The 4,243-nt window shown below is 34.5% G+C and carries 3 protein-coding genes; 1 reads left to right on the forward strand and 2 read right to left on the reverse strand.

From position 1 onward, the window contains the following. Together B3J44_RS22235 and B3J44_RS22240 are read right to left on the reverse strand one after the other, a co-directional pair. Positions 1 to 1,637, reverse strand: a 1,637-nt coding sequence (locus B3J44_RS22235) for a M1 family metallopeptidase (RefSeq protein ID WP_286971498.1), incomplete at its 3' end; no start/stop codon positions are given. Positions 1,638 to 1,701: 64 nt separating this feature from the next. Next, positions 1,702 to 3,336, reverse strand: coding sequence for a S8 family peptidase (locus B3J44_RS22240; RefSeq protein ID WP_286971499.1), 1,635 nt, complete (start codon positions 3,334 to 3,336; stop codon positions 1,702 to 1,704). 302 nt (positions 3,337 to 3,638) lie between these two features. Here B3J44_RS22240 and B3J44_RS22245 point away from each other — a divergent pair. Beyond that, a partial coding sequence (locus B3J44_RS22245; RefSeq protein WP_286971501.1) for a carbohydrate binding domain-containing protein occupies positions 3,639 to 4,243 on the forward strand: 605 nt, incomplete at its 3' end.

Here is a 4,243-nt window from a genome sequence, read left to right on the forward strand (position 1 = left end):
AAATCAATAGGCATTGGCATTCTTCCAATTCTTTCTAAAGAAATTGTTGTTTTTCCTGCATTATCTACCACGTCTTTAATTCCGTAATCAATAGTATTTGTAGTTTGTGTCCAATCAACCAAATACCAATCTAACTCAGCTCCAGAAACTCTTTCTGCTGTTCTTTTGATATCGTTTGGAGTTGGGTGTTTGAATTTAAAATCGTTGAAATATCTTTTTAAAGTTGCATCAACATTCTCTTTTCCGATTACATATTCTAATTGAGAAAGGAAAAGGCTTCCTTTAACATAAGAAGAAATACTGTACGGACGGTTTTCATCATAACGATCTCCGTGAGTAGTTTGTGGCTGTTCTTTTCCAGAATTTACTAAACTGTAATACGCTTTATAATTCCCTACAAAAGGGTTTACCTCTTTTTTATCTCCTTTTAATTCATTCAAAGCACTATCTTCTATGTACGTTGTAAAACCTTCGTCCATCCAAGGATGTTTTGATTCGTTTGAAGCTAAAATATGCTGGAACCAAGAGTGTCCTAATTCGTGTGTTGCAGTTCCTAAAATTCCTTCAAGAGTTCCGTTTCCTAGCATTAAAGTACACATTGCATACTCCATTCCACCGTCTCCACCTTGAATAAATGAGTATTGTTTGTATGGATATGCTCCAACTCTTTGGTTGTAATATTCCATTACTTTAACCATTAAAGGCTCTAACTGTTTCCAGTTTGCAGTTGTTTTTTCGTTGTTTTTGTAAAAGAAATGCAAATCTACACCGTTTGGTCCTTTTACAATATCATGGTTGTATTCTTTATCTGCAGCCCAAGTAAAATCGTGAACATTTGGCGCGATAAAATGCCAAGTAAGCGTTTTTGCTTTTTTAGGATATGTAACAGTTACACCTTCATCTTGGTAACCATGTCCGATAGAATTTTTGTCTTGTAAATATCCAGAGCCTCCAATTGTGTAGTCTTTATCGATTGTAATTTTTACATCAAAATTACCCCAAACCCCATGAAATTCTCTCGCAATATACGGATCTGCATGCCATCCTTCGAAATCAAATTCGGCTAGTTTTGGATACCATTGCGACATAGAAAGTTCTACTCCTTCAGAATTGTTTCTTCCAGAACGGCGAATTTGAACTGGAACTTGTCCGTCAAAATCTAATGTAAAAGTTGTTTTAGAATTTGGCAAAATTGGTTTAGCCAAAGTTACTTCTAAGATCGTTCCAGAAACTCTAGTTTGAGCTACAGCACCGTCTTGTTTGAAGTTTGTAATTTTTAGATACCCCGTTTCGTTTGGTTTTAAAGTTTCAATACGGCTTTGTTTTATTTCTTTTCCGTCGGCCCCTTTAACTTTGTTTACCATTCTTCCGTCTGGATCTTTAATAAAATGAAGACGTGCATCCATTTCGCTTCCTGGCTGAAAGGCATTTGGATATAAATGATAGAATACTTTTTTCAACGTATCAGGAGAATTATTGGTATATACCAATTCTTGTTTTCCTTTGTACTGATAGTTTTTTACATCCATCGAAACCTCCATTTTATAGTCAGCGTGCTGCTGCCAATATGGAGCGCTTTGTGCAAAAGCCGAGTTAAAGCCTAAGCTTAGGAAAGAAAGTAAAATAATTTTTCGCATGTTTATATGTAATAGAAAATGGAAGAGCGTTAGCCCTTCCATTGGATTAATCGTTTATTATAGTTTATTTTTTAGACATCTTTTCTGCCATTAATAAAGCATTGTAAGCATTTACCATCTTTGCTGTTTTTGATGATTCTACAGAAGAAACGGCTGGTGTTTTCTCACTAGGATTTTCACTTTTTCCTAACACAACCATTGAAGGAAGCGCAACTCCAGAGTCCATTAAAATCTTTTTAACTTGAGCCGCTTTTAATTTCGGATAGTAAGAACGAATTAACGCCGCAACACCTGCTGCATTTGGAGATGCCATTGATGTTCCTTGTAAGTATTTGTATTTATTGTTTGGAACTGTTGCATAGATTTCTTCACCTGGAGCAAAAACGTCTACGTTTATTTTTCCGAAGTTTGAAAATGAAGCTACAACATTTTCTCCATACGATTTATTAATCGCTCCAATTGTAATTAAATTACTTGCAAATTCTTTTACATTGTCTTTAGAGTCGTTTGGATAATTGATGTTTTTTATTTCGTCAATATTGTAACCATCGTTACCTGCAGCATGAACAATTAAAACGTCTTTCTTTTCTGCATATTTAATAGCATCATAAACCCATTCTTTGTGTGGAGAGAAGCTTTTTCCGAAACTTCCGTTAATTACTTTTGCTCCGTTATCTACTGCGTAACGAATGGCTAAAGCAATATCTTTATCGTACTCATCTCCGTCTGGCACGGCTCTAACAGTCAAAATTTCAACGTTATTTGCTACTCCGTCTCCTCCTAAATTATTTCCTCTAATTTGAGCAATAATTCCAGCAACGTGAGTTCCGTGAAGTGCTTTTTCTTTGTCTGGACCAAAAACAACATTATTTCCATAATGGTTGTTTTTAATATCTTCTGGATTATCTCCTACGATTTTTCTTCCGTCGTAATCTTTGTTTAAATTGTATTTTAACTGATCTTCAACTTGCTCGCTGTATTCAGTCAATTCAGATTCTGGATCAAAAGTTGGCCCTGCATTAGTAAAAATCTGAGTCATAATTGCTTTACTTCTTGCCACTTTTGGATCTGTTGAAGTAATTGCGCTTAAATCTTCGAGTTTATAGTCTGATTTATTAAGTTCTTTTTTAATTGTGTTATGAACATCAAGTAAAAAATCTGCTTGTTGTTTGTCTTGAAGAGCCTCTTCATACTTTTTAGTATATTCTGCTAGAGCAGCTTTGTATTCTGGAGAACCATCGTCGGCTTTTTTTACAATGCGAGTCAATTCTAGATTTTCGTGAACAGCATCTCCAAGGAAATTCCATCCATGAACATCATCGATAAATCCGTTTTTATCATCATCGATTCCGTTTCCTGGAATTTCTTTTTTATTAGTCCAAATCATTCCTTGTAAGTCTTCGTGCTCGATATCTACACCAGAATCTACGATTCCTACAATTACTTTCTGCCCTTTTTTACCTTGTAATAGTTCAGCATAAGCTCTATCAACGCTCATTCCTGGAATTGAGTCTTTTATCAAATCAAGATGGCTCCATCTTTTTAATTCATTTTCGCTAAGAGGAGCTTTTTTTACAACTGTTGTAGGTGCTGTAATAAACTCTTTTGAAGTAGAAACCTGCGCTTGAACTGTAGCGCTACATCCTGCTAAAACAAGTAGTGCAAAAGCAGATAATTTAAGAGGTTTTATATGACTCATGTATCTATATTATAAGTAAAGTTAAAAGATGGGTCTAAATTATGCTTTTTTGTTACAAAAAACTAACTGTTAACAATGTGTTATGAAATTTTGACGAAAATTACTCAAAACTATACGATCTGCAAACATTTACGAATCAAACCATTAGAAATAGGGATTTGATAAACTAAAAATATATTTTTTGCGTGTATTTGTTGCTGAATGATGAAAAAATCAACAAAAAATATATTGCTTACGGCTTCCCGTAAAGATTATTCCTTTAATTATCTTATAATTGCGCGACTGAATTCTAAATTTTTTCTATGAAAGCAAAACTACTCTTATTGCTGTTTCTGGCAACTTTTTCTACTTACGCACAAACCAATCTAGTTTCTAACGGAGGACTAGAATCTTGGGGAACTGGCCCTTCAATCATAGGCTGGACCATAGCAAACAATGTTACTCGCAATTTGACCAGTTATAACGGATCATTTAGTGCAGAATTGTCTTATGTAAGTGCTTCCCCTAAAATTACGACGCAAGTTCCGTTACAGGCAGGCGTTACGTATAAGATTAAGTTCAAATACAAGTATGTAGATAATAATTATGATGGGACCCATCCTATTGCATTAAATATCTCACAAAACGGAAGTTCTAGTACTTTATCTACAAGTACTTTTGCGACTAATAATTCGTGGACCGAAAAGGAAGCAACTTTTACTCCAGATGCTAATCTTTCTTACGATTTATCTATTTCTACTTTTAGCTTTGATAGTGATCCTTTTTCTGTGTTAATAGACCATGTTCAGGTATATGTAGAAGGAACAGAACAATACACGAAAATTCCTGATGTAAATTTTGAAAATAAATTGATCGCTTTAGGTATTGATTCTGGAGTTGCTGATGGGAAAGTACTAACTAATGATAT

Source organism: Flavobacterium sp. UBA4854, from assembly GCF_002399805.1.
In the GTDB taxonomy this organism is placed as follows: Bacteria; Bacteroidota; Bacteroidia; order Flavobacteriales; family Flavobacteriaceae; genus Flavobacterium; species Flavobacterium ginsengisoli.